This is a genomic window from Ureibacillus sp. MALMAid1270, from assembly GCF_049202975.1.
Lineage (GTDB): Bacteria > Bacillota > Bacilli > Bacillales_A > Planococcaceae > Ureibacillus.
The window spans coordinates 1-22,447 of record NZ_JBMIRP010000033.1 but is presented as its reverse complement, the minus strand read 5'-3'; the positions used below and the strand labels follow the sequence as shown (position 1 = coordinate 22,447).

The 22,447-nt window shown below is 33.2% G+C and carries 23 protein-coding genes and 1 pseudogene; 18 read left to right on the top strand and 6 right to left on the bottom strand.

The annotated features are described in order from the left end of the window. The first annotated feature begins 160 nt into the window (after positions 1-160). Positions 161-1,117 (top strand): DNA topoisomerase, encoded by a 957-nt coding sequence (locus tag ACOQFO_RS03980; RefSeq protein WP_421688413.1) that lies wholly within the window; start codon positions 161-163, stop codon positions 1,115-1,117. 190 nt (positions 1,118-1,307) lie between these two features. Here ACOQFO_RS03980 and ACOQFO_RS03975 read toward each other — a convergent pair whose 3' ends face one another. Beyond that, the gene (locus ACOQFO_RS03975) at positions 1,308-1,553 is read right to left on the bottom strand and encodes a hypothetical protein (protein WP_421688412.1); all 246 of its coding nucleotides are present in this window, start codon (positions 1,551-1,553) and stop codon (positions 1,308-1,310) included. Between the two features lie 12 nt (positions 1,554-1,565). Further along, on the bottom strand, positions 1,566-1,994 hold the full coding sequence (locus ACOQFO_RS03970; RefSeq protein WP_421688411.1) for a hypothetical protein: 429 nt from the start codon (positions 1,992-1,994) through the stop codon (positions 1,566-1,568). A 66-nt stretch (positions 1,995-2,060) separates the two neighbouring features. Here ACOQFO_RS03970 and ACOQFO_RS03965 point away from each other — a divergent pair, with 66 nt between their 5' ends. Together ACOQFO_RS03965 and ACOQFO_RS03960 are read left to right on the top strand one after the other, a co-directional pair. Continuing rightward, the gene (locus tag ACOQFO_RS03965; protein ID WP_421688410.1) at positions 2,061-2,237 is read left to right on the top strand and encodes a hypothetical protein; all 177 of its coding nucleotides are present in this window, start codon (positions 2,061-2,063) and stop codon (positions 2,235-2,237) included. Between the two features lie 108 nt (positions 2,238-2,345). After that, positions 2,346-3,572, top strand: coding sequence for a copper resistance CopC/CopD family protein (locus ACOQFO_RS03960; RefSeq protein ID WP_421688409.1), 1,227 nt, complete (start codon positions 2,346-2,348; stop codon positions 3,570-3,572). Positions 3,573-3,576: 4 nt separating this feature from the next. On the opposite strand, the gene ACOQFO_RS03955 is transcribed toward ACOQFO_RS03960, so the two are convergent. Continuing rightward, positions 3,577-3,993, bottom strand: coding sequence for a hypothetical protein (locus ACOQFO_RS03955; RefSeq protein WP_421688408.1), 417 nt, complete (start codon positions 3,991-3,993; stop codon positions 3,577-3,579). Between the two features lie 64 nt (positions 3,994-4,057). Between ACOQFO_RS03955 and ACOQFO_RS03950 the strand changes: the two genes are divergently transcribed. The 7 genes from ACOQFO_RS03950 (at position 4,058) to ACOQFO_RS03920 (ending at position 12,323) form a co-directional block, all read left to right on the top strand. Continuing rightward, the gene (locus ACOQFO_RS03950) at positions 4,058-4,750 is read left to right on the top strand and encodes a hypothetical protein (protein WP_421688407.1); all 693 of its coding nucleotides are present in this window, start codon (positions 4,058-4,060) and stop codon (positions 4,748-4,750) included. A 141-nt stretch (positions 4,751-4,891) separates the two neighbouring features. Next, positions 4,892-5,182 (top strand): hypothetical protein, encoded by a 291-nt coding sequence (locus ACOQFO_RS03945; protein WP_421688406.1) that lies wholly within the window; start codon positions 4,892-4,894, stop codon positions 5,180-5,182. A gap of 50 nt (positions 5,183-5,232) precedes the next feature. Beyond that, complete coding sequence (locus ACOQFO_RS03940; protein WP_421688405.1) at positions 5,233-5,562, top strand: hypothetical protein; 330 nt, start codon at positions 5,233-5,235, stop codon at positions 5,560-5,562. Next, positions 5,555-9,322, top strand: coding sequence for a multicopper oxidase domain-containing protein (locus ACOQFO_RS03935; RefSeq protein WP_421688404.1), 3,768 nt, complete (start codon positions 5,555-5,557; stop codon positions 9,320-9,322). The genes ACOQFO_RS03940 and ACOQFO_RS03935 overlap by 8 nt, the downstream gene beginning before the upstream one ends. Next, positions 9,309-10,223, top strand: a complete 915-nt coding sequence (locus ACOQFO_RS03930) for a hypothetical protein (protein ID WP_421688403.1) — start codon at positions 9,309-9,311, stop codon at positions 10,221-10,223. Before ACOQFO_RS03935 ends, ACOQFO_RS03930 begins: the two co-directional genes overlap by 14 nt. Before the next feature lie 400 nt (positions 10,224-10,623). After that, positions 10,624-11,985, top strand: a complete 1,362-nt coding sequence (locus ACOQFO_RS03925) for an aspartate kinase (RefSeq protein ID WP_421688402.1) — start codon at positions 10,624-10,626, stop codon at positions 11,983-11,985. Positions 11,986-12,116: 131 nt separating this feature from the next. Continuing rightward, entirely contained in the window at positions 12,117-12,323 is a 207-nt protein-coding gene (locus ACOQFO_RS03920) for a thymidylate synthase (protein WP_421688401.1), read from the top strand. 296 nt (positions 12,324-12,619) lie between these two features. Here the strand turns inward: ACOQFO_RS03920 and ACOQFO_RS03915 are convergent, their stop codons facing one another. Beyond that, entirely contained in the window at positions 12,620-13,084 is a 465-nt protein-coding gene (locus tag ACOQFO_RS03915) for a DinB family protein (RefSeq protein ID WP_421688400.1), read from the bottom strand. A gap of 181 nt (positions 13,085-13,265) precedes the next feature. Here ACOQFO_RS03915 and ACOQFO_RS03910 point away from each other — a divergent pair, with 181 nt between their 5' ends. Both ACOQFO_RS03910 and ACOQFO_RS03905 read left to right on the top strand, forming a co-directional pair. Further along, positions 13,266-13,697, top strand: a complete 432-nt coding sequence (locus ACOQFO_RS03910; protein WP_421688399.1) for a BrxA/BrxB family bacilliredoxin — start codon at positions 13,266-13,268, stop codon at positions 13,695-13,697. Next, positions 13,685-14,479, top strand: a complete 795-nt coding sequence (locus tag ACOQFO_RS03905; RefSeq protein WP_421688398.1) for a class I SAM-dependent methyltransferase — start codon at positions 13,685-13,687, stop codon at positions 14,477-14,479. Before ACOQFO_RS03910 ends, ACOQFO_RS03905 begins: the two co-directional genes overlap by 13 nt. Positions 14,480-14,487: 8 nt before the next feature. Here ACOQFO_RS03905 and ACOQFO_RS03900 read toward each other — a convergent pair whose 3' ends face one another. Then, positions 14,488-14,664 (bottom strand): hypothetical protein, encoded by a 177-nt coding sequence (locus ACOQFO_RS03900; protein WP_421688397.1) that lies wholly within the window; start codon positions 14,662-14,664, stop codon positions 14,488-14,490. A 1,074-nt stretch (positions 14,665-15,738) separates the two neighbouring features. On the opposite strand from ACOQFO_RS03900, the gene ACOQFO_RS03895 reads away from it, so the two are divergent. The 6 genes from ACOQFO_RS03895 to ACOQFO_RS03870 all read left to right on the top strand — a co-directional run bounded on the left by ACOQFO_RS03895 (position 15,739) and on the right by ACOQFO_RS03870 (position 21,770). Beyond that, positions 15,739-16,317, top strand: coding sequence for a YpjP family protein (locus tag ACOQFO_RS03895; RefSeq protein ID WP_421688396.1), 579 nt, complete (start codon positions 15,739-15,741; stop codon positions 16,315-16,317). A 314-nt stretch (positions 16,318-16,631) separates the two neighbouring features. Continuing rightward, the gene (locus ACOQFO_RS03890; RefSeq protein WP_421688395.1) at positions 16,632-17,819 is read left to right on the top strand and encodes a GGDEF domain-containing protein; all 1,188 of its coding nucleotides are present in this window, start codon (positions 16,632-16,634) and stop codon (positions 17,817-17,819) included. Positions 17,820-17,943: 124 nt separating this feature from the next. After that, on the top strand, positions 17,944-18,903 hold the full coding sequence (locus tag ACOQFO_RS03885; protein ID WP_421688394.1) for a thymidylate synthase: 960 nt from the start codon (positions 17,944-17,946) through the stop codon (positions 18,901-18,903). A gap of 160 nt (positions 18,904-19,063) precedes the next feature. Continuing rightward, positions 19,064-19,546, top strand: coding sequence for a dihydrofolate reductase (locus tag ACOQFO_RS03880; RefSeq protein WP_421688393.1), 483 nt, complete (start codon positions 19,064-19,066; stop codon positions 19,544-19,546). 141 nt (positions 19,547-19,687) lie between these two features. Continuing rightward, positions 19,688-20,215, top strand: coding sequence for a hypothetical protein (locus ACOQFO_RS03875; RefSeq protein WP_421688392.1), 528 nt, complete (start codon positions 19,688-19,690; stop codon positions 20,213-20,215). A gap of 19 nt (positions 20,216-20,234) precedes the next feature. Continuing rightward, positions 20,235-21,770 (top strand): SPFH domain-containing protein, encoded by a 1,536-nt coding sequence (locus ACOQFO_RS03870; protein WP_421688391.1) that lies wholly within the window; start codon positions 20,235-20,237, stop codon positions 21,768-21,770. Between the two features lie 47 nt (positions 21,771-21,817). Here the strand turns inward: ACOQFO_RS03870 and trhA are convergent. Next, positions 21,818-22,303 (bottom strand): annotated as a pseudogene (gene trhA / locus ACOQFO_RS03865) (PAQR family membrane homeostasis protein TrhA); the annotation flags it as partial. Positions 22,304-22,447 lie beyond the last annotated feature (144 nt).

Here is a 22,447-nt window from a genome sequence, read left to right as displayed (position 1 = left end):
CAATGTAATCTTGAACCGATCAATCTTGTAATTACTTGATGGAACGCCGTATGAGGGGAAACTTTCACGTACGGTGTGGAGGAGGGGAAAATGAGTACACTTAACGGATAATGCCGAAGTAGAAAGTTACCTATTCCTATTTACAGTAACGGATGTTCCAATTGGAAGGAAAAGCTTAACTGCAAATGAGTTGAAAATCTATCATCTGATTTCAAAACGATTGTTGTCTATTTTTTTGCCACCTTATGTAATTGATAAAACAACCGCAATATTGGAATCAAACAATCATTATTTTAAAGCAAATGGCAATATGGTTATCCAAAAGGGGTATACAATACTCTACGAATCCTACCGAAAAAAACAGGAACAACCATTACCTAACCTGTCATTGAATATGGAACTACCGATATTAAATAAAAATATCCTTTCTAAACAGACTGAACCACCTAGTCGTTATACGGATAGCACATTACTTGATGCAATGTTTCATGCTGGGAGATTTGTAGAAGATAAAGAGCTTCAGAAAATATTAAAGGATGCAGAAGGGATCGGTACTTCTGCAACAAGAGCAGAAATTATTGAAAAGCTAATTTCCATAGGGATGATTGGAAGACAAGGTAAAACATTCATTGCAACACAATTTGGAATCGATTTGATTGTGAGCCTTGGTGAACATGATATTGTTTCACCTGTATTAACAGCGGTTTGGAGTAAAAAGTTAAAAGATATAGTTGATGGTAGCTTGAGCTCAAGCCTTTTTTATAGAGAAATGTTGCAATATGTCAGAGAAATGACTTCCAGTTTTATTCAAATAAATATGGATGTCGAAGAAAAACAGCAACCGATTGTAGGAAAGTGTGTGAAATGTCATAGCTCCGTTGTTGAAGGTTTTAAAGCATACCAATGTTCAAATAAAGAATGCAAGTTCAGCATTAGTAAATCAATAATGAAGGGGAAAATTACGGTCACTGACGCAAAAAAATTATTAAGTGGAAAAGAAACACGGGATATACTTTTTACTTGGAAAAGTGGGAAGAAAGGGAAGGCAAAACTTAAACTTCAAAACGGAAATCTAGAATTTGTCTTTGATAAACTTGCCCAAAATACAAGAAAATGAACGTGTGTATTTGCCTCTTTCTAGATAAGAAGCTTTGCATATATTGGATTAATCTTATCTGAAGGGAGGTTTTTTTATGTTCGACTTTTTAAATGATGAAAGTTGCAATTTCGAAAAACGAAAAAAAGACAAGAAAAAAGATAGAAAAGATAAAAAAGATTGTTGCTGTTGCAAAGTTCTTATTCACAACTTAGATCATTGTCACGATCGAAAATGCAAATGTAACTGTCATTTCAAAAATGATAAACACGATGACTGTTTTGGCAAGAAGCATGATTGCAAATGTCATGAGAAGCACGATGACCATCATGATAAACCTGACAAGAAACATGAATGCAAATGTCATGACAAACACGGTAAACATGACGACTGGTTTGACAAGAAACATGAATGTAAATGTCACGATAAACACGAAGATTGGTTTGACGTAATGCATCTAATTAAACGTTTAGAAATGCACGATGACCATCATGATAAACACGACAAGAAACATGATTGTAAATGTCATGAGAAGCACGATGACCATCATGATAAACCTGACAAGAAACATGAATGTAAATGTCACGACAAACACGGTAAACATGACGACTGGTTTGACAAGAAACATGAATGTAAATGTCGCGACAAACACGGTAAACATGACGACTGGTTTGGCATGAAACATGATTGTAAATGCCACGACAAACATGAAAAACATGACGACTGGTTTGACAAGAAACATGAATGTAAATGTCACGACAAACACGGTAAACATGACGACTGGTTTGGCATGAAACATGATTGTAAATGCCACGACAAACATGAAAAACATGACGACTGGTTCGATAGGAAACATGATTGTGGATGTTATCACAGAAAAGAACATTGTAAATGTCATCATCAAACCCATTTTTTTAGATGTGATGATTATATCCATCTAAATTTAAATGGATTAGGCAATGAAATGAACTTTAAATTTTTAAATAGCCGCAACAATCCTTTTGAGATGGTTACCGAGGGTGGTTTTCGTATTATTGGGAAAACTCACCAGTTAGGCATCGACTACGTTGATATCGAATGTAATGGAAAAGTCATTACAGTATTAAAAGATAAAATCGATCACATTGTTTGGAACAAATAATTAGTTAAACTTCCAATAAAGACAGGCTATTATCCTTATTCACCTAACACTTATTCAATCATTTGAATAGTATAGGACTAAATTGAAGAAAGGATAATAGCTATTTTTATGAAAAAAATACCAGTAGCCTTTTTCTTATCTCTTGTTTTCTTTTTGTTAACTTCACAAACTGTATGGAGCCACGCTTCTGTTGTCAAGCAATCACCGATGCCAAACAGTCAGCATGAAACATCACCAGAAGAGGTGAAAATACGGTTTAACAGTGAAGTGGAAGAAAACTTCTCTTTAAAAGTTTTTAATGATCTGGATCAAGAAGTAGATTTTTATTCACCAACAATCAGTGAAGATAGGATGGAAATATCAGTTCAACTACCCACACTTGAAGATGGAGTATATACAATTGACTATTATATTATCTCATCCAATGATGGGCACGTTGTTCAAGGAAACTACCACATATTAGTTGGAACAAAAACAGATGAAACAGTTGGTCCAGGGTTAGGTAATAGCTCATCTAACGACAAATTTAATGCTTTAGAACTTATCATTTATCTCTTAAAGTCAATGTATTATTTTGGGCTGGTGCTTCTAATTGGATGGATAATTTGGTGGCAAACAGTTCAAGAGTATTCAGTTGATATAAAGCGAAAGTATATTTTATGGGGATTTGTATTTCAAATGATTCATCTTCTAGGTTTAATTTCTGTTATTTTAATACAAATGGATATTTTCACAAGTAACGGATTATTCTTCACACCAAATTTCCCCTTTGATACAGATTTTGGATTCTATTGGCTAACTTCATTGGTACTTTCGTTAGTAGGATTTCTTGTTTTATTTAAAAATCGTTGGATTGATATTAGTTGGCTTGCAATACTTGTGTTTTGTAAAAGTTTAAATGGGCATGCTAGTGCATTTGATTTCACTTATTTATCAGCCACATTTAATAGTATCCACCTCATTGCGGCTGGATTATGGGCTGGTGGTTTAACATTTATGGTCATTTATTGGAGGAAACATAAATTGTATGTTAAAGAATTTATGCCAATATTTTCTCATCATGCATTTATTAGTTTTATCCTAATGGCCATTACAGGAACTTTTGTGACGTTAATCTATTCTCCAAGTTTACTATTATTAGAAAGTAATTGGGGACGCTTTTTAATGATAAAACTTATATTGGTAATCTTAGTAGTTGCAATTGCAATGATAATTCGCTTTAAACTGAAAAAATCGACTACGAATGTTGACCATTGGATTAAAATCGACTTTTCATTAATGCTCCTAATTGTAATAACAGTATCCGTTTTAACCTTTTTAAGTCCAACTCCATAAAAACTTAAGAACGAACAGAAAAGCATAGTAATGCAAATGAAACGTATACAAGAAGGGTACAAAAAGCTACAAGTGAAAGATCCGCAGCCATCCCAATCATAGGACCCATTAGACCAGACATAATTCCGCCAGAGACCCCGGAAAGTAATGTTTGGTAATCAACTAAAGCACCAAAAATAACTCCTATTAAAATTGCTAAAATCGTTGTGAATATCGTTATCATTGAATAATGTCCAGGGAACCCATAGACTAATAAAGTTCCAACTGAAATCCCTATAATTCCACTACTCGTCATCGCAACATTCATACCTAAATGGTAACTAATCTGATACCTAATTTTCCTCAAATACATATAGGATACCACACAAACTAGAACGTAGCTTAATAAGATAAGAATGATGAAGATTCTCAAATGATTCACTCCTTCTAAAGTATTGTATGAATTGACTTAACTCAAATGACATGTTAAAGGAAGGGGATGTGATATGAGTGAGTTTGAAAAAATCTATCCTGAATTGCAGAAAGAGGGGAAATTTACTTCACCTCCAAGCGGTTTACCAATGTATGAATTAAAAATGTTACAAGAATATATTCACAATGCAAATTTACAAAACCTTGGAAATAAAGTTCCGAGTTCCAAACAACAAATGATATTGCTTAAATTTTTCAAATCCAAAAAGAATCAGTTAGTCGAAGTTCATTCAACAAATGGAGATGAAATTATACACACAATTGGAAAAGTAGCAACGGTTGGTCGCAATTTTGTTATGTTGAAGACACTATTCGATCGATTTTGGATTCCATATCCGATAATCAAATCCGCAAAATCACCTTTTGGTTTACCAGATGTTGCTGCAACCCATCAACAGGTTGCTTATGATCAAGAGCTTAGAAATAAATTATTAACTAACTTCGGATCGGTAGTTGCAGAAAAGGAAGTACTTCGGCAACAATTTTTTGAGGAATTGTTAGAGACTAATTTAAAAAGTTGGAAAGGAACAAAAGTAACTTTTTACACGAAAAAAATAATCAGTGGAAAAATTATAGATGTTCAAAAAGGAAAAGTGTTGTTGAATAACGGAAAAGAAATAACCATTTCAAAGATAAACTATATGAAACAAACTAGATTTATATCTTTCTGGCAACGATTATTTTCTAAGAGGATGAAGAATTCTTAAATTTCAAGGGTTTCATCAAGGAAACTCTTTTTCTATATTGTAAAAATTTATTCGAAAGATTGGAAATTGTGCTTTCGTTTAACCCAACACATTAAATGTCTATACAATATAATAACCCATTTTTTTGGAGGTGAACAAAGGATGGAAGAAAATCCGATTCTTGAGGAAAACCTAGTATTTCTTGAAGTTTTAGGAAAAGATATTTTACTAGTTACTGACAGTAAGCAATTAAGTATTTTAGGTCAAACATTTCGTCCAATCTTTTCTGGTAGAGTGAGTGAAGTAACGAATGGTTTTATTACGTTATATCCAGTGATTATTAAAATGCATAATGCGCCATTTTATAAATTCCCAACACCTTTAAGTTTTCCAGTAGAAAAAATTGCAGTATTTACGCCATTTGACCCAAATCGTAAAATACCTCTTATTTAAATGGAAAATCGAAAAGATTCGGCAAAATTTATAAAGAAAGGATGAATAATGTGAGAGACGAACTTGATAGATTGGCTTTAAATGGAATAGGAAGTCCCGATATTAATGCTGTTCGTGAATTTGTTGTTACTCAAGAATTCAGATTGAATATCGGAAGAAAAGCATTACTTCTCATCTTCTCATTTCCATTTTTAATCATCGGAAAAATTCAAGCCGTAAATGGCGATTATTTAATTATTAAAGCAGATGTTACGAATGTAAATGAACTCGATGATGAAGTATTTCGAGTTCATATAGATGAAATTGAAGTATTTTATATAGAAAAACCGGGTCAACCAGAAATACCAGATATACGTAATAGGAATGATCAGCATGATTAGAAGCTATCATGTTGTTGCTATACCAATTCGAATTGTTGTCAATAGATTTGGAGATCATGACCCAGATGGAATGATGTATGTATTAAAAGAAAATGAAAGTCTTGTGAAAAAACAAGTCGAAAAAAATCCTTATACACCTGTTGATTTAGTTGAACCTTTAGTTATAAGAGCATGTGTAGGCGATGAAATTGAAATATTATTTGAGAATCAACTCCCATTCAATACAGGTATGCATATTCAAAATGCGGAATACGACGTGTTGACTGCAGATGGTGCATTTGTAGGTTTAAATCGTGATACAACCATTAAAAAAGGTGAAAAAATTCTATATAAATGGAAAGTGTTTTCAGAAGGGATACATTTTTTTTCAGACTTAGGTAATACATTATCAAGTGAACTTGGCAGTAATGTACATGGTTTGTTTGGAGCATTATTTGTAGAGCCAAGAGGGTCTTGGTGGACACATCCTGAAACTGGTAAACCTATTAATAGTGGTAACTTTGCTGATATTCACAATCCCTTACTTCCATCATTTAGAGAGTATGGCTGGTTTTTCCACGATGAACAGGAAATTGATGATTTAACAGGTCAAGCGCCAATCAGTCCGCATACACTACAACCTGAAGCAACACACCTTATTAATTATCGTGCTGAACCGATGAGAAACAGAGCGCGGTTAATACAAGAAGGAGTCGTTTGTCCAGATTGTGAAGGTGAGGAAGTTCACCATGATTCATGGGTATTCGGTGATCCTGATACGCCAATATTACGTGCATATGTAGGAGATCCTATTAAAATACAACTTGTACACGCGGGAGTAAAAGAGACTCACTCATTCCACTACCATGTACACCAATGGCTATTTGAGCATACTGACATGGATTCAGAAATATTGGATGTTCAAGCGATTTCACCTCAAACAGAATTTACGGTATCTCCTATGTATGGTGCTGGTAGTTTGCATGGAGCGATTGGAGATGCAATCATTCACTGCCATCTTTACCCACATTTTGGTGAAGGAATGTGGGGCATCCAAAGAAACTTTGATACATTGCAAGATGGAAGTATGTGTTATCCAAATGGGGTTCAAATAAAAGCACTACAACCACTACCTGATCGACCATGTCCACCAAAGCCTACACCTGAAAGACCTGGCTTTCCAAACTTTATTCCGGGTATTCCTGGATTTAAGGCACCACGTCCACCACTAGGAATAAAAAACGGTAGAAAACCCACACAAATTGAAGAAAACCACTTTGCAGAACGCCCAATTCCTGGTGCTGCTTTCGTAAATCCTGCTCCAATAGATGCACCAGTTCGGGAATATGATGTCGTCATTATGCAAGCTCCAATCGTTTATAACAAACAAGGTTGGCACGATCCTGAAGGACGTTTTTATGTTTTGGCAGAAGATTATGAAGATGTTAAAAATGGTAGAAAGAATCCCGAGCCATTTGTTCTACGAGCCAATGCGGGAGATCTCGTAAAATTACGATATACAAATAAACTTCCAGAAACAATTGGTGGAAATGCATTCCAGTTAGTAAATAGAACCTATGAAGTAGGTATGCACGTTCATTTCGTAAAATTTGACGTTTTATGTTCTGACGGAGCGAATGTCGGTTGGAACTATGATTCTGGTATTACACCCAACGAAACAATGGAATATGTATGGTATGCAGATGTCGAGTTGAAATGTACATTTTGGCATGATCATTTATTCGCTAATGAGCACCAACAACATGGTGTATTCGCAGCCATAAATATTGAACCAAGGGGCTCAAAATATTTAAGTCCTTATGAAGATAAAGAGATTTTATCAGGAACTCAAGCTAGAATTGAAAATCCGTTAATCCCAAATTTCAGGGAGATTAATCTTTTTGTACATGATTTCGCTTTATTATTTGATAAAAATGGAAATCCACTTAATCCACCACCATTCCCAGGTTCCCCTGATGATCCAGGTGTAATGGGTATAAATTATCGGTGTGAGCCACTACAATTTCGTTTAAAAGAGCCTGATTGTGATCCCGCATATGTATTCAGCTCTTGGGTTCATGGAGACCCTTGTACACCTTTACTTGAAACGTATAATGGAGATCCAGTCCGAGTCCGATTGATTCAAGGAGCACATGAAGAGTCTCATAGTTTTAATCTACATCGTCAACGTTGGCATAGGGAACGACCGGATTTAGAATCTGAACTTGATCAACAACAACATATCGCAATCGCAGAAACCTTTACGTTTGAATTTAATATGGAAGGAAAAGGCGACTTTGATATGTTATATCATTTTGGGTCAATTGATGATATATGGTTAGGAAACTGGGGGATTTTCCGAACATATGAAAAACGAGTTCCACACTTAATGCCATTAAATGATAGAGATGAACCACCTATGCGAGATACCCCATTACCAAGACGAACTGGTAAAAAACCACCAATGGCAAGAGTAAAGCATTATTCATATCCTAAATGTGCAAAAGTAAGAAAATATGATGTGTATGCCTTAAACGCTCGTATTGAATACAATAAAAATGGTGATCACGACCCATACGGTATCGTTTATGCTTTAAGAGAAGATGTGGATGATATTTTATGTGGCAATAAAAATCCTGAACCACTAATTATTCGTGCTAATGTTGGTGAATATGTAGAAATTACATTGACCAATTTATTAAGAAATAGTGACCATCACGAAGGACGACATGGCTATCCTGAAGTTCCTGTCGATTCGTTTTTCCCAACTTCGGACCGAATTTCATTACATGCACAATTAGTCATTTATGATGTTCGAAATTCAGATGGAGCAACGGTAGGTTTTAATAAAGATCAGACAATTGGTCCTGGTGAATCGATTACCTATAGCTGGTACATCGATCGAGATTTTGGTGCAGCAAATCTTGTAGATATGGCGGATGTTCGCAACCATAGACATCATGGAGCATTTGGAATGCTTATTGCAGAGCCAAGAGGTTCAAAGTTCCTCGATTCGAAATCAAGAAACGAAACTTTAACAGGAGCACAAGTTATCATATCGAATCCTCTGTTGCCTGAGACTAGAGAATTTGCACTCATCATGCATGATGGTGTCAGACTTTTAGATAAAAATGGAAAATTGATTATTGACCCTGAACCATTGTTATTTAAAGATATTGAGATTGAACTAGAAGACGAAGAACCTGATTTTGAAGATCAAGGATCAAGGGGATTCAACTATCGCTATGAACCGTTTAGAAATCGTGTAAAAAAATTCAAAGACATTCATAAAGTATTTAGCTCAAAAGCTTTTGGTGATCCGAGTACACCAGTATTGTTAGCTTATCCTGGAGATCCAATTACAATTCGTCTAACTCAACCAGCAGATAAACCAAGAGCACACACTTTTGTTATTCATGGACACAAATTCTTAAGAGGTGAAGATGATCTTAACTCTTCAATTATTTCTGCAGCACCACAAAGGACTGTAGGATCAAATGATAACTTCTATCTATACTATGGTGCTGGTGGCTTGTTTAACAAACCAGGGGACTACTTGTATCGTTCTGGTAACATCAGATGGGATATTGAAGTTGGAATGTGGGGTATATTCAGGGTTTTAAAAAGAAAAAGTAAATCTCTAGCCCCATTAGATTATCATAATAAGAAAATTACATCTTACAATGATTTTGAAGTAATAGATGAAGAAGAAACTGGCTTATTAATATTGGGGACCTCAAGTAAGAGGAAGAATGAAGGTGTATTATATGACTCGATGTAGAGTTTGTAATCTCCATTCTTGTATATGTAATGAAACTGTTCCTATTCATCCGACCAATTTATTCGGATCACCTTTTGATTGTAAAATCCAAATAAGAACTCGTCGATTCGCCTCACCAAATAGTCAATTTCCACAAGAAGAACTAGATGATTTGCAAACTTGTATTCGAGCAGTCAATCATTTACTACGTTCTTTAGGTTCAAAAAGTGACCCCAATAATACTCGACAATTGCAATTACACTTTCTCGATTTAAAAGGGATAAGAGTGAAAGTTAATATCTTATGTGGTTTAGAATTACCCGTTGATGACGAATTAGTGGACGCAGATGGTATTCTAAATTCAAATATGATGATTATTGAAGATGATGAGACAGATGAGACGGAAGAAATTATTGAAACGAAACCATATAGAAAAAATGCGAGAAAAGCTAGTAAAACAAATGATCTGGAACTGCATAAAACAAAACAAATTAAACTAATTCAAAAAACAGGGAAACTAGCTACAGCTGGTCGAGATTTTATTCAAATCAATCCAATTGGGAGTGCGATGTTTATTCTTTATGGAAAACTGCTCTCCATCTCAAGAATGGAATTAGATGATGAAGAACGCGACCCTAAATTTATCCACGCAGATCAAGAAACAAGACGAGAATTGGCGTTTAACTTTGGTGAAGTTGTTTCGAAAAACGATGGATATCTAAACTTATTTTTCGGAATTCCATTGTATCAAGCATTGGAAAAGTATATTGGAAAAGAAGTAAAAGTTAGAACTGACGATGAATTCCTATTCGGCACATTAATTGACACGAGTGAAGGAAGAATTCAAATTCAAAATAAAAGAAATAACAGGGATATTGATATAAGATCCATCTGTTATTTAAAAGTGATAAATTTAAAATAATTTATTTCAGATTTCTAAAATTTTCAACCTAGTAAATTGGAGCAAATCATATATAATAAAATCACTATGAATTAGTAACTGGATTCAAGTGATTGTTTAGGTGACTTAAATAAAAAATCGTGTACTTTCCATTTGGGGTGTACACGGTTTTATTTTGAATAGGTGAACGTCATTAGGATACTCTAATGGTTAAATCCTAAAATTAGATAGGCAAACATGCTATTCGGTACAAATAACCTACATATAATAGACTGACTTGAATCGAAAAGTGTAAATATGATAAGATTTTTATTATTTTGTTTTTGTACTATTGACGTATATTCTGAAAATTTGTACACTGTGATAAGTCAAATGTTTTTTCCGAAAATACAATAATTTTGAAAAGTAAGGATCTGGTGAAATGATAGTATGTAAATTTGGTGGTACTTCTGTTGCGAATGCTGAGCAAATAAAAAAAGTGGCAAACATTGTGAAGTCTAATCCCGATAGAAGAATTGTTGTTGTATCTGCACCGGGTAAACGCTTTGGCGACGACATTAAAGTTACCGATTTATTAATCGATCTTGCAAATGCAGCACTAAAAAATGGTAATGTTGAAGGTAAACTTCAAAGTGTGATAAATCGATTTAAAGAAATTGCGGATGATCTTGGAGTAGATCATTCGATTATTGATATCATTACACAAGATTTACGTGAACGCGTTTATTCTGATAAAAATGATATTGATTTATTTGTTGATAATTTAAAAGCTAGTGGCGAAGATAATAATGCAAAATTAGTTGCTGCATATTTTAATACAATTGGCTTAAAAGCAAAATACGTAAGTCCTTTAGAAGGATTAGTGTTAAATGATCGACCTGAACGAACTTACGCGTTACCAGAGACATATGAAAATTTAAAGAAATTGAATGATGTTGAAGAAATAATTGTTTTCCCTGGTTTCTTTGGATATACAAAAGATGGAACACTTCGTACATTTGATCGTGGAGGATCAGATATTACTGGTTCTATTTTAGCTGCAGCTGTAAATGCTGAATTATACGAAAACTTTACTGATGTAGATTGTGTATTTTCAGCTAATCCTAAAGTTGTTCAAGAACCTGTTGGAATTGAAGAAATCACTTATCGTGAAATGCGTGAACTTTCATATTCAGGCTTTTCAGTATTTCACGATGAAGCGCTTATGCCTGTATTCAAATTAGGTATTCCAGTAACAGTAAAAAATACAAATAACCCTTCAGCTCCAGGAACTAAAATATTATCAACACGAGCTATTTCAAGTAGCCGTCCGGTAATTGGTATTTCTGCTGACAGTGGGTTCTCAACTTTATATGTATCAAAATATTTAATGAACCGTGAAATTGGATTTGGTCGTAAGTTACTTCATATTATTGAAGATGAACATATTTCTTATGATCATACACCATCTGGAGTAGATGATATTTCAGTTATTATTCGTTCAAATCAAATCACACCAGAAGCAGAAGAACGAATTGTTAAACGAGTGAAAGAAGAATTACATGCGGATGATGTTTACTTCCGTCATGGATTCTCCATGATCGTCATTGTTGGTGAAGGTATGCGAAATAACACTGGTTTAGCTGCAAGAGCCGCTTCTGCTATTTCACGTACAGGATCTAATATTGAAATGATCAATCAAGGTTCTTCTGAAGTTAGTTTAGTATTTGGCGTATTATCAGAAGTCGAAAATCAAGTATTAACAGCTTTATATGAAGAGTTTTTTACTCCCATCACAGTTTAAGAAAGAATTGTAATTAACTCCCTTTATAATGATTGGGTTCCCTGAACAAAATCATTGTGAAGGGGGATTTTCATTTATCTGCGCTTTATGTTAGTCTAGAAAAAATTAAACATTTTTTAGTAGGTGAAGTCATGAATGTAGTATTCGTATTAACGAAAACAGGTGAAGAAATATTAGAAATGGTTTCAACTGATGTCGCAGGTCTTCTAGCGGCTGTGAAGGGTGAAAATGTAACCTTCCCATTTGGCAGTTTTCAATATGACTTTCATACATTAGATCATTATTTAGAAGATGGAGTCTATCGCCAAGAATTAGTTATTTATTTAAAAGAAGTATAAAAAGGACGTTGTGTAAATGAAACACAACGTTCTTCTTTAGTAAGTCGTATTAAATTGAGGTGTAAATTGATACAAATATTTCTTATCGGCATCGTGCTATATATTGTTCTTTATATACTTGCTAAATTACGTGTCTCAACAGGATTAACTAAATCTTTTCCAATAATAAATGGACTTTTAGTGACACTACTTATCATCATAGTCGTTTTAAAGACTGGATTAATTAGAATTTTTGCAATGTTCTTAGGGTCTATCATAACTATAGTTAAAGATTTAATTAGTTCTTTCTTTTAATTTTAACGACGCACGAGTTTCAAAATATCAATGATTCTCTGTAAGTGCATTCCTTCATGGAAAATTGTCCGTATTAATACTTGCTCAATTGTAAACATTCCCATTTCAGTAGGAGGGAATTCTTCTTCTAAACGATGTCCGTACAATTCCATTATTCTTTTAGGTTGATTTTTTAGTAAAACTTTTAATTCTTCTAATGTTGGTGTTTCTTTAGTAAAATTCAATGGGGATGTACCATAACCAAACCATGTAACAAATTCCTCAGGAACTTCTGTTTTCTCTTTAGTTAAATGTTCAATCCATTTATATTGGTCTGTATAAATGTGACCAGCGTTCCAACGAATATTATTGTTATATCCAGTTGGGATCTCTTCCGCTGTTTGTTCTGATAATTCATCTAATAAATATAATACATGTTCTCGATAGCTTTTTATTTGATTAAAAAGTATTTCATGACGTTTGTTCATAATAGATTTACTCCTTCGTAATGACGTTATATATATTAATTTGCTAGTGTTGTAAAAATTCCTTTAAATTTTTTAAATTCTGATTACATAATGTGTTTTATTGAGAAATTCAATTTTTGTACATCGTTCGTAAACATTGATATAATTTTATGTGCGAATATATTTGAAAGAGGTAGAAAAGATGAACGCATATGATGAATATATGAAAGGCATCGTTCAACCGATGCGTAAAGAATTAGTAGATGCAGGTTTTAAAGAACTAACAACTCCTGATGAAGTAAATGAATTTATGTCAACTGCTAAGGGTGTTTCATTAGTTGTAATTAATTCTGTATGTGGCTGTGCTGCAGGTCTTGCTCGCCCGGCTGTACGTGAATCAATTCAAGAAGTGAAACCAGATCACCTAGTAACTGTATTTGCGGGTCAAGATCGTGAAGCGACGGCTGCAATGCGCGGCTTTTTTGAAGAAGTCCCACCAAGTTCACCTTCAATTGCAATATTAAAAGATGGGCAATTAGAATATTTCATTCCACGCGATCAAATCGAAGGTCATGCTGTAGAACAAATTACAGACCATCTAACTGGTGTATTAAAACAAGTATGTGCCAACTAACTATTGTAACAACTGCAGGAAGACCCGATGACGTTACGATGAAACTTGCACAATTTGCATGTAACGAACTTGGGCTTCCTTTTGAGCCAAGAAAAAAGCGTTCAGTAGCTAAAATGAGTGAGCTACTGAACGCTAATATTATTGTTGCAGGAAAAAATCGATTTGAATACTATCCAAAGGATGTAAAGAATCCATTCTTCTTTCATCCAGGTACTGCTGCATTTAGGTTAAAACGAATTGCCAATGGTGAAATTGATCCATTTCTAGAGGCATGTAATCTTTTAAAAGGTGATACTTACCTTGACTGTACATTGGGTCTTGGTTCGGATGCAATCGTTGCAGCATACCAAGTTGGTCATCTTGGAAAAGTTACTGCTATAGAAGCTAACAGAAATGTAGCATTCATCGTAAAACAGGGAATGAAAAATTATGATTACTCTGAATTACCTTTAACATCGTGTATGAGAGAGATTGAAGTGATCAATGCTGAAGCTTTGGATTATTTAAGTAAACAGCAAAGTGGTTCGATTGATGTTATATATATGGATCCAATGTTTGAAGAAATTATAGAAGAATCAAATAACTTTGAACCCTTAAGAGATGCGGGAAATCATGATCTTCTTACAAGAGAATGGGTTCAAGAAGCAATTAGAGTTGCTAGAAAAAGAGTAGTATTGAAAGCACATTATAAATCATCTTATTTCGATGATTTTGGATTTAAGCGGGAAGTACGGCTAACTTCCAAATTTCACTATGGTGTGATTGAAAAGACAACCCCATAGTACTATGCTTATTTGCGTTTCTTATTAGGCTCAAGAACAGCGGATTTCTTAATTACCTTTTCTAGTGCAACATGAACATTGATATGTTTATCATCTAATTTCTCTACACTAAGAACTGTCCCTTTGCGTCCTTTTAAGTTAATATTTTCGTTTTCTGTTGGAAGCGTTGTAGTTAATTTGCTCATAATTAAACTTCTGTTCTCAAAAAAAGTAACATAATACATTCTAGTAATCTCCTTCTCATGTAATATGTTAAATTTTATGTTGAGTTTTTAAAAATAGAACAGTTGCATATTTGATGATTAGAAGACTTAATAAAATGAAAAAAATGTCTTCCCTTCGTTTGGTAACTTTATTCAAAGAATTTATGCACCAGTATTTTCCTAATTCCCGATTTTCCCGTATGAAAAATTAACTAAACTCCGAATATCTTATCTGTGAAATAATTAGTAATTTTTAAAAAATATATAAAGTAAAATGTCTAATTGTAGGTTTAGTTCTCCTAAAAATAAAATTGACGATTGATGGTGAAACACAACTTGATAAAGAGATTAACACTTCTCCTTCATTGACCGTACTCGAATATCCAATCGGATCAACTACATCAGAATATATTTTTTATGATGAAATGGGAAATATTATTCAATAGTGTATTATCTCAATATTCAATTTGTTTACTTGAATCTTTTATTATGTTATAATAAAATTATGCTATTTTGGGTAGCAAATAAATAAATTTGGCGTTTCGCTAATGTTTTTGATGACACTTATTCACACTGGAGCAAGTTGAGGCTTGCAAGGATGCAAAAGTAGGTAGGGTTTGCATTGCTTAAGTAAGAAAGTTTTAGTGGGATTTTACCGCGGTAGATAAGAAAAATGATTTCTTTTATATAAAATTCCCCTGATGATAGGGTAGAGACTTAATTTATTTAATATGTTGCTCAAGAATACTAAAGGGGTGCCTGGAAAATCAGGCACCCCTTGTCTAATTGCTTTATTCATTAAAATTTAAAATTAGTTCAAAAATTAGCTATTAGAAGTAAAGCATAATGAAGTTAAGTAAGCAATTAATAAAACAAAACCGATTCCTGCTGCGATTTCATACATTTCCATAGAAGTGGACCTCCCTTATAAAAAACAAATAATTATTCCAACTATTATTTTACAATGAATTATTAAAAGATGAAACCTTTTAATGTTATAATCGTAATTATAAATAAGTATATTTTTTGAATAATTTGAGACTCGAGGTAATGTATATGAAGAAATGGTTACAGAAAATGATCGTTATATTCGTTGCATTCATAACATTTGGTATCATTTCACCAAGTCATGAAATTTGGGAATTATTAGATCAAGATCAATCAGAAAATTCTAAAAGTGATATATCCGAACATAGTATTGCCGAACATGATGATAATCATTCTGATACAGATGAACAGTCTATTGAATCGATTTTTGAAGCTGCAAAAGCTCAATCCTATTTAAAATTTGGGACAAGAATTGCACCTTTTATTAGTGATGAGTTTGAATCAACAATTTTCCCGAAAATGGAAGAAGTCATTGAAACAACAATTGCAAAAATGAACTACGAATCATACAAATACATAAATATTACAGAACAACCGAGTGGCAATTATAGTGAAAAAATATTTAATTTGTCAGATGGATTGACAGGAAAAGATTTGATTCGATTCCATGTTAGAACAGAAAAACGACCTTTAGAAGGTTATTACTATAATTTCCATTATCATACGTATGAAGATCGGTTTGTAACTCATCATGATATGGGAGATATTTATTGTTCCAAAAATACACCACCAAAATGGTTGTCATAACTAATAGAAACACTCGTGTGAACACGAGTGTTTTTTTGTAGTTATTTTTACTTGAGGATATTTTATCTAGAGGGAATGCGTGTAGTAAAATCGAACTATACATAATTTAAGTCTATTTTCCTTGTCAAATAGTTATATTGAATGAAAATTTTACTATAAATTCTAATAAAACTATTTATTTCCTATGTAATATAATGTAAAATCTATTTAAATATATAGTGCTTTACTAAAATTTTCCATTTAAGAATATATGCGTTTAAGAACTTATATATTCTTAAATGTTCGATTGCGTTGTAGAAATGAGGGTTGTTATTATGAGTGAGATTTTTGATGAAAAATATTTAACGAGGATTGAAATCCTAAAACATAATATTCAAAAAATCAGCTTGATCTGCAAAGTTTCTACTATAATCATATTATTTTTATTCGTTGTAACAATGTTCAAAGATAAATCAATTATTCCTTACGGTGGATTATCACTTCAAATGATTCCATACATTCTACTTATCTTGTTCAATACAATTGTTTATATTATTACGGATATTATAAAAATCAATATCTCCGAACAAAATATGAAAAGTGTTGATTTTTTTGTAAGTTTTTATGTTTTGATGAGTACTTTTTTAGGAGCTCTTATAACTATCAGTGACAATGTAAATTACAATCAACAAATGATTTATACATTAACATTAGTAATTACATGTTCTGTTTTTGTCCTAAGGATCCCGCAGCTGATTACTTCTGTTTTATTATCGAGTGCTACACTTTTTATTGGACTTTATTTACAAAATAATAATACGGCTATTTTCAACCAACAATTGCTTTATCTACTAACACTTATTTCTATTACTTTTTTTATTTCACGAACAATTTATTATTCATTCCATCGTTCATTAATCTTCCAATCTGAACTTATTAAAGAAGCACATATTACAAGAGAGTTAACGAAAAAGTTAAGGGAAGCGAATAGGAAATTAGAATTACAGGCAAATTTAGATCCGTTAACGAATTTGTTTAACCGTCGCGCATATAATCATTACTTACTAGAATTAAAAAAGAAGGCGGAACGAGAATCATTTTTATTTACGGCAATTATGGTCGATGTTGATTGTTTTAAATTGTACAATGATACTTATGGACATAATGAAGGTGACCAAGTATTAGCAAATATAGGTGAACAGTTATATAATCTCGCCTACCAATATGGTTGTTTTGCCTCAAGATGGGGTGGTGAGGAATTTACAATTCTCCTTATTAACCATACTGAAGAAAAGGCGAGCATAATTTGCAAAGAAATTGTCAGAAAAGTAAAAGAATTAAACATTGAACATTGTTCTTCGCATATTGAACCTTTTATTACAGTTAGTGTAGGAGCAAGTACTTTTATGATTAAAAACCCTGAACAAATTACATCATGTATCCATAAAGCGGACGAGGCACTGTATTTTGTGAAAGAAAATGGGCGGAATTATTACTTACACCGACAAGCAGTAGAAGTATAATTGAAGGGGTGGTGCTTGATTGTAGATCTTTCAAGCGCACCTCTTATTTTTATTACCCCTTTTAATTTAAATCATAACACGATAAAATAATATTTTAGTGATAATATACACTAGGAGTGATAACATGGCACATCCTGAAATGGCTTATTTAAATTTACTAACGCACATTTTAGAAAATGGAGTAAAAAAAGAAGATCGTACTGGAACAGGAACAATCAGTGTTTTTGGCTATCAGATGCGATTTGATCTAAATAAAGGATTTCCATTATTAACTACAAAGCGAGTTCCATTTAAATTATTAGTTGCGAGTGAATTGCTTTGGTTTATAAAAGGTGATACTAATATTCGTTACTTATTACAAAATAATAATCATATTTGGGATGAGTGGGCATTTGAAAAGTGGGTAAAATCAGATGACTACAATGGTCCAGATATGACAAACTTCGGATTGCGAGCATCTAGTGATGAAGAGTTTGCGAAAATTCTTGATGAGCAAATGAGTATTTTTAATGAAAAAGTGTTAACAGATGATGATTTTGCAGCAAAATATGGTGATTTAGGTCCTGTTTATGGAAAACAATGGCGTTCTTGGCCATCAGAAAATGGGGAAACGATTGACCAATTGAAAAAAGTCATTGAGATGATTAAGAAAAATCCTGATTCAAGAAGATTAATTGTTTCAGCTTGGAATCCAGCTGAAGTAGATGACATGGCATTACCTCCTTGTCATACACTATTCCAATTTTACGTTGCAGACGGAAAATTATCTTGTCAATTATATCAACGTAGTGCGGATGTGTTCTTAGGAGTTCCATTTAATATTGCCTCTTACGCTTTATTAACGCACTTAATTGCACATGAATGTGGTTTAGGTGTTGGAGATTTTGTTCATAGTTTCGGTGACGCTCATATCTACTTAAATCATTTAGAACAAGTGAATGAACAACTGTCACGCGAACCACGCGATTTTCCAAAGCTTGTTATTAACCCTGAAAAGAAATCAATATTCGATATTGAATTAAGTGATCTAACAATGGAAGGGTATAACCCACATCCAACAATTAAGGCTCCTGTTGCGGTATAGGAATAATTTAAAGTGACTTTCTACGGAAGGTCACTTTTTTTGGGGAAATTGATTGATAAAAAATTAAGACATGTTTATTGTTCGTACGCTTTATATACTTTGAAAGTATTTCAAATACTTTGTATTATTAAAGATAGAAAAGACGTTAGGAGAGCAAAAAATGATTTCACTAATAGTAGCACACGATAAAAATCGCGTAATTGGGTACGAAAACAAAATGCCTTGGCACCTTCCTGGAGAATTAAAATATTTTAAAGAAACAACAATGGGAAAACCAATGATTATGGGAAGAAAAACATTTGAATCTATCGGAAAACCATTACCAGGAAGAAAAAATATTATTATTACAAGAAGTAAAGAATATCATCACGAGGGAATTGAAGTAGCCAATAGTTTAGACGAGGCGATTGAAATTGCTGGTGAAGTTGAAGAAATTATGATTATTGGAGGGGAGGAAATTTTTAAATTAGCCTTACAGATAGCTAATCGTCTTTATATTACAGAGATCGAACATGAATTTGAAGGTGACACATTTTTCCCATTATATGATAAAGAATGGACACTCACATATTCAAGTGACCCTGTAGATACAAATCAAGGATATACCTATAAATATTTAGTTTTTGACAGAAAAAAATCTTAAACTAACTCTTAATAAATGCACTTACTGATTTCGGTAGGTGCATTTTTCTTTTATAAAAGAATTTTTAAAATATTGAAACTTTTGTGAAATACAATCCGTAAATATGGTAAGAAGTGCTAGAATTGGTATGGAGGTGGGGATTTGTTATTCGGTGTTGAAATTCAAATGATTTATTTAGTCACCCTTATTGTGGCTGGTTGTATTACAGTGATTTACATTCTTTTCTCAGACTTCTTAGATGGTATTTTAGACACTATTGTATTTATTAATCCGGCTGTGATTTTGGCATTTATAACCATTACTTCTGCAAGTGGTTATTTAATGGAGCAGTTTAGTCCATTATCGAGCATATGGGTTTTTATCATTTCATGTATTTTATCAGCAATTCTTAGTACTTTGCTTTACCTTTTCATACTTGTTCCATTAAAATCTGCTGAAGTCTCATTAGCTTACACAGATCAGTCTTTAGAGGGGCAAATAGGAAGAGTGATTGTACCTATTCCGAAAGATGGATATGGTGAAGTTGTGATTGAAACGGCGGCTGGTATTATTTCGAAGCGAGCTACAGGTTTTGATAATGATGCTATCGATTATAATGATGAAATTCTAATAATCGAGGTAAAAGAAGGTACGCTTCTTGTGAAAAAATATCAATCGCCATTCAAATAAATAGAAAAGGGGAAATCATATGGATATGCAAATTTTAATTATTATTGGGATTGCCGTCTTTATCATTTTAGCAATCATTGGGGTTTATGTTGCTAGATATAAGACAGTCGGTCCAGATGAGGCATTGATTGTAACAGGTAGTTTCCTAGGCTCAAAAAATGTTCATAAAGATGATTCAGGTAATCGTGTAAAAATTATTCGTGGTGGAGGTACTTTTGTATTCCCTGTATTCCAACAAGCAGAGTATTTAAGTTTATTATCTAGTAAACTAGAAGTTACAACTCCAGAAGTATATACAGAGCAAGGGGTTCCTGTAATGGCAGATGGAACAGCAATTATAAAAATTGGTGGTTCCATTTCAGAAATAGCTACAGCAGCTGAACAGTTTTTAGGGAAAAATGTGCAAGATCGTGAAAATGAAGCGAAAGAAGTTCTTGAAGGTCATTTACGTTCAATACTTGGTTCAATGACTGTAGAAGAAATTTATAAAAATCGTGATAAATTCTCACAAGAAGTACAACGTGTAGCTTCACAAGATTTAGCGAAAATGGGATTAATAATCGTTTCATTTACGATTAAAGATGTTCGAGACAAAAATGGTTACTTAGATTCTTTAGGAAAACCAAGAATTGCTCAAGTGAAACGTGATGCGGATATTGCAACTGCTGAAGCTGAAAAAGAAACACGTATTAAGAAAGCAGAAGCAGAAAAAGAAGCTCAAAAAGCTGAATTGCAACGCGCGACTGAAATTGCAGAAGCGGAAAAAGAAAATCAGTTAAAAGTGGCAGAATTCCGTCGTGAACAAGATATTGCAAGAGCACGTGCTGACCAAGCTTATGAACTTGAAACAGCTAGAGCAAAACAAGAAGTTACTGAACAAGAAATGCAAGTTCAAATTATTGAGCGTCAAAAGCAAATTGAACTAGAAGAAAAAGAAATTTTACGTCGCGAAAGACAATATGACTCAGAAGTTAAGAAAAAAGCAGATGCTGATCGCTATGCGATTGAACAAAATGCTGCTGCTCAAAAAATGAAAGAATTAGCTCAGGCAGATGCTGAGAAATATCGTATTGAAGCAAGAGCTAAAGCGGAAGCAGAAAAAATTCGTTTAGATGGTTTAGCAAAAGCAGATGCTGAACGTGCACAAGGGGAAACAGAGGCTGAAATCATTCGATTAAAAGGTCTTGCAGAAGCGGAAGCAAAACGTAAAATCGCAGAAGCATTTGAACAATACGGTCAAGCAGCGGTTCTTGATATGTTAGTTCGTATGTTACCTCAATATGCTAAAGAGGTTGCTAGCCCACTTTCAAATATTGATAAGATCACAGTTGTCGATACTGGAAATGGGGAAGGCGGCGGTGCAAATCGTGTAACTTCTTATGCAACGAACTTAATGTCTACATTACAAGAAACTTTAAAAGCTTCTTCAGGGATCGATGTGAAGGAATTAATCGAGAACTTTGCAGGAAAACGTACTGTTAATACTCCGATTGAGCTTGAAGCAAAAACAATCAATGAAGAAAAAGAAAAAGAAAAAGAAAAAGTTGAAGTGTAGAAATGAAATTAGCCACGACTGTAAATAAAGAGTCGTGGCTCTTTTATTTATAGATAAACAATCACACAAGCAACCATACAACCACAACCTGCTATAACGAATAAATGCCATATCGCATGGTTAAACGGTAATTTTCTCCACATATAAAAAATGGCTCCGAATGTAAATAGTAAGCCTCCAGTTAATAGCACAGTAAACCCATCAAATTGTAAAAATTCATATAATGGCTTTATGGCAAAAATAATTAGCCAACCCATTAAAATATATAACAATAAAGAAAAAGTTTCGAATTTGTGTATAAACAAACATTTAAAAACAATACCAAATATTGCGATTCCCCAAACTATACATAGTAGAACAATACCTAAAGTACCACCAATTGCAATTAATAAGAATGGAGTATATGTTCCTGCAATTAATACATAAATTGAAGAGTGATCTAGTATTGAAAATATTTTTTTATATTTTTCAGGCATACTATGTAATAGGGTTGACATTAAAAATAATAAAACAAGAGATCCTCCAAATATACTATTTCCTGAATTATTCATAAAAAATCTTTGATAACCAAATAATGCTTATCTATCAAGGTATTGAGCTAAATGGTCCATGCATCAAATAAATGAAAAAAGAATCCATTTCTGATATGGTTAAAGCAACGATGAAATAACCACAGA

Bases quoted from the DNA above. Each gene is read 5' to 3' on its own strand.
- ACOQFO_RS03975 (WP_421688412.1), bottom strand. From the start codon at position 1,553: ATGCATTACGTCAAACCAATCTTCGTGTTTATCGTGACATTTACATTC.
- ACOQFO_RS03970 (WP_421688411.1), bottom strand. From the start codon at position 1,994: ATGACATTTACAATGTTCTTTTCTGTGATAACATCCACAATCATGTTT.
- ACOQFO_RS03965 (WP_421688410.1), top strand. From the start codon at position 2,061: ATGAACTTTAAATTTTTAAATAGCCGCAACAATCCTTTTGAGATGGTT.
- ACOQFO_RS03960 (WP_421688409.1), top strand. From the start codon at position 2,346: ATGAAAAAAATACCAGTAGCCTTTTTCTTATCTCTTGTTTTCTTTTTG.
- ACOQFO_RS03950 (WP_421688407.1), top strand. From the start codon at position 4,058: ATGAGTGAGTTTGAAAAAATCTATCCTGAATTGCAGAAAGAGGGGAAA.
- ACOQFO_RS03945 (WP_421688406.1), top strand. From the start codon at position 4,892: ATGGAAGAAAATCCGATTCTTGAGGAAAACCTAGTATTTCTTGAAGTT.
- ACOQFO_RS03935 (WP_421688404.1), top strand. From the start codon at position 5,555: ATGATTAGAAGCTATCATGTTGTTGCTATACCAATTCGAATTGTTGTC.
- ACOQFO_RS03930 (WP_421688403.1), top strand. From the start codon at position 9,309: ATGACTCGATGTAGAGTTTGTAATCTCCATTCTTGTATATGTAATGAA.
- ACOQFO_RS03925 (WP_421688402.1), top strand. From the start codon at position 10,624: ATGATAGTATGTAAATTTGGTGGTACTTCTGTTGCGAATGCTGAGCAA.
- ACOQFO_RS03920 (WP_421688401.1), top strand. From the start codon at position 12,117: ATGAATGTAGTATTCGTATTAACGAAAACAGGTGAAGAAATATTAGAA.
- ACOQFO_RS03915 (WP_421688400.1), bottom strand. From the start codon at position 13,084: ATGAACAAACGTCATGAAATACTTTTTAATCAAATAAAAAGCTATCGA.
- ACOQFO_RS03910 (WP_421688399.1), top strand. From the start codon at position 13,266: ATGAACGCATATGATGAATATATGAAAGGCATCGTTCAACCGATGCGT.
- ACOQFO_RS03905 (WP_421688398.1), top strand. From the start codon at position 13,685: ATGTGCCAACTAACTATTGTAACAACTGCAGGAAGACCCGATGACGTT.
- ACOQFO_RS03900 (WP_421688397.1), bottom strand. From the start codon at position 14,664: ATGAGCAAATTAACTACAACGCTTCCAACAGAAAACGAAAATATTAAC.
- ACOQFO_RS03895 (WP_421688396.1), top strand. From the start codon at position 15,739: ATGAAGAAATGGTTACAGAAAATGATCGTTATATTCGTTGCATTCATA.
- ACOQFO_RS03890 (WP_421688395.1), top strand. From the start codon at position 16,632: ATGAGTGAGATTTTTGATGAAAAATATTTAACGAGGATTGAAATCCTA.
- ACOQFO_RS03885 (WP_421688394.1), top strand. From the start codon at position 17,944: ATGGCACATCCTGAAATGGCTTATTTAAATTTACTAACGCACATTTTA.
- ACOQFO_RS03880 (WP_421688393.1), top strand. From the start codon at position 19,064: ATGATTTCACTAATAGTAGCACACGATAAAAATCGCGTAATTGGGTAC.
- ACOQFO_RS03870 (WP_421688391.1), top strand. From the start codon at position 20,235: ATGGATATGCAAATTTTAATTATTATTGGGATTGCCGTCTTTATCATT.